Here is a 2,447-nt window from a genome sequence, read left to right as displayed (position 1 = left end):
CTTCGGCGCGCCCGAGCCCGACACCAAGCCCGACCCGGCCAAGCTGGCCCAGGCGCTGGCCTTCCCGGCCTCGGCTCCCACCACCAAAACCCTGCGCTACCGGCAAGACCGCGTGCACGACTTCGCCTGGTTTGCCGATAAGCGCTACAACGTGCTGCAGGACACCGTGCGGCTGCCCTCGGGCCGCACCGTGCAGACGATGGTGCTGTTCATCAACCGCGAGCCCGTGCGCTGGATTAAGGGCCTGGAGGAGGTGAACACCGCCCTGCGCAGCTACTCGCGCTGGGTGGGCGAGTATCCGTATTCGGCCGTGACGGCCGTGGACGGGGCCCTCACCGCCGGCAGCGGCATGGAGTACCCGATGGTAACCGTGACCGAGCCCGGCGCCATCACCCACGAGGTGGGCCACAACTGGTTCTACGGCATTCTGGGTTCGAATGAGCGCGACTTTCCGTGGATGGACGAGGGCGTGAACACCTACGAGCACCTGCGCACCGAGGCCCTGAGCGAACCGATGGCCGGCCTACTGCCCGAGATGGCGGGCTTGGGCCTCACGCCCAAGCGCCTGAAAACCTTTGGCTTCGAGGGTCTGCCCGCCCCGGCATTCAACCAGCTGCCCTACCAGATGGCCGCCGCCCACGGGGCCGACCAGCCGGTGCAGGGCCCCGGCTCGGCAGAGTTCACGCCCTTCAACTACAACGGCAGCGTGTACTTCAAAACTGCCTCGCTGCTGCGCTACCTGGCCGGCTACCTGGGCCAGGAGAAGTTCGACGCCGCCATGCGCCTGTACTACGCGCGCTGGCAGTTCCGCCACCCCTACCCCGAAGATATGCAGGCCGTGTTTGAGGAAAGCACGGGCCAGAAGCTGGGCTGGTTTTTTGGCGACATGCTGGGCGGCACCCACCACTACGACGCCGACCTGAGCGCCGTGGCCCTCTTCAACGACGTGGTGAAGGTGCTGGTGCGCACCGACTCGGAAGTGCCCTGGGCCGTGCCCGTGAGCAGCCTCGATGCCCAGGGCAACGTGCTCGAAACCCTCTGGACTGCCCCCTTCGGCAACCTCGACGCCAACGCCGAGGAAGACGCCACCAGCCAGCTCAACTTCCGGCGCACCGGCGTGGCCAGCCTGGTCGTCGATGCCGGCTACCTCACGCCCCAGCTCAACCGCCGCAACGACCGCCTCAAGCTCGAAGGCTCGCTGGCCCGCACCGAGCCCCTACGCCTGCGCCCCCTGCTCAGCATCGAGCGCTGGGACCGCAAAACCATCAGCTGGCTGCCAGTGGCGGGGGCCAATACGTCGGATAAATTCATGCTCGGCGCGGCCTTCTACAACAACCCGCTCGCGCCCCGGCCGGTGCAGTTCCTGGCCATGCCCATGTACAGCTTCAACCGCAACGAGCTGAACGGAATCGGGCGCATCCAGCTCAACGACCTGCCACATTCTAAGGTGCGCCGCTTCATCACCAGCTTCACCGTGCAGCGCTTCGAGCGCTACCTCAAGCTGGAGCCGGCCTTCACCTTCCTGCTGCCCCACCGGCCTGGCGCGGCCGTGCAGCAGCAGGCCAGCCTGGCCTTCACCTCCGTGCACGACCAGGACCGCGCCCGCACCAGCAGCATCTACTCGCTCGAGTACGGCGCGCACCACGAAGATGCCCTCAACCACTGGCGCGCCCACGTCGAGCTGAACCAGTTGCAGGCCGCCACCAACAGCACCAATTCAGCCTTCTTGCTGCGGGCCGAAGCCAGCTACCTACGCTACTACTCGCCCCGGAAGCGGGTGCAGGCGCGCCTGTTTGGCGGGCGGTTTTTGCAGGGCCCGGCGCAGTCCGATTTCGTGCTCGGCCTGAGCGGCAGCCCCGACTACCGCCGCCAAACCTTCTTCCTTGACCGCCAGCAGATTTCGCCCACCTTCGCCGCCCAGTTTCACCAGACCGACGGCCGCGACGGTGCATTCAAGGCCTTCCTGCCCGTGGCCAGCAGCTCGTGGCTCAGCACTCTTAACCTGCAGGCCGACCTGCCCATCACCAAGCTCGCCGTATTCGCCGACTTCGGCGCGACCGGCGACACGCAGTATCTCGCCGGTCGCCTCCAGGACCAGCGCCTGTTCTACGATGCCGGCCTCACGGTGCCATTCTTCCAGGAAATTCTGCAATTCTACGTCCCCGTCGTCGGCTCGCAGTTTCGCAACGGCACGCCCGACAGCCGCCAGGCCTTCACCGACGGCATCCGCTTCCAGATTCACTTCGAGAAGATGAACCCCTTCAAGCTGCTGGACGAGACGTTGAGCAAGTAATCAAAGAAGATTCAGAAAAAGAACGTCATGCTGAGCGAAGGCGCAGCCGCAGTCGAAGCATCTCGCCTGGGGTAGTAATCCAATCGTCAGGATTAGTTGCGCAGTAGAGATGCTTCGACTGCGGCTGCGCCTTCGCTCAGCATGACGTTCTTTT

Annotated in this window: 1 protein-coding gene; it reads left to right on the top strand. The window is 65.3% G+C overall.

Annotation, left to right across the window (positions count from 1 at the left end; all coding sequences use genetic code 11):
* On the top strand, window positions 1-2,293 hold a 2,293-nt coding region (locus tag ACYVDE_RS20285), incomplete at its 5' end, for a M1 family aminopeptidase (RefSeq protein ID WP_460503352.1).
* Between the last annotated feature and the right edge of the window lie 154 nt (window positions 2,294-2,447).

Source organism: Hymenobacter agri, assembly GCF_054778495.1.
Note: the sequence above shows the minus strand (reverse complement) of the source record. Positions and strands in the feature narration are given on the sequence as shown.